The 614-nt window shown below is 34.7% G+C and carries 1 protein-coding gene; it reads right to left on the bottom strand.

Translation table 11 applies throughout. The features are described from left to right. Positions 1-614, bottom strand: a 614-nt coding sequence (locus tag AC4GME_RS13560; RefSeq protein ID WP_490379578.1) for an EAL domain-containing protein, incomplete at both ends; no start/stop codon positions are given.

The raw sequence follows: 614 nt of genomic DNA, 5'->3' as shown, positions 1-614 counted from the left end.
TTTTTTACACTGTCATTTTTAAATAACAAGATTTGAAAATCTTTTTTAGCCAATGGTGCGGCAACGAAATAACCTTGAAATTGTGTACAGCCTATTTGGGTTAAAAAGTTTAATTGTTGTTGTGATTCCACACCCTCTGCTACAACCTCAAGTTTTAATGTTTGAGCCATATTAATAATGGCACCGACGATCAGTTTTTGCCTGTCATCTTGCATTAAATTAACAACAAATGACTGATCAATTTTTAAAGTTGATACCGGCAATACACTTAAGTATGAAAATGAAGAATAACCTGTACCAAAATCGTCGATAGCAAAACGAATACCTAATAGTCGAAGTGCATTTAGTTTATCAATCACTAAGTCCATATGTGTGACGAGTATATTTTCAGTTATTTCGATTTCAATTAAACTTGCATCAACCTTGGTTTGTTCAAGATACTGTTCGATAGAGCGAACAAAACCAGTTTGTAATAATTGTTTAGGGCTGATATTGATTGATAATGTCGTAAATGAACTGGGCAAACCTTGAGATTGCCACTGTACAAGATGCTCAAAAGCATTACGCAGTACCCAGTCACCTAAGGGTAAAATTAAGCCGCTTTCTTCTGCAAC

The organism is Psychromonas sp. (genome assembly GCF_983033635.1).
This window is presented reverse-complemented; position numbering and strand designations above follow the sequence as displayed.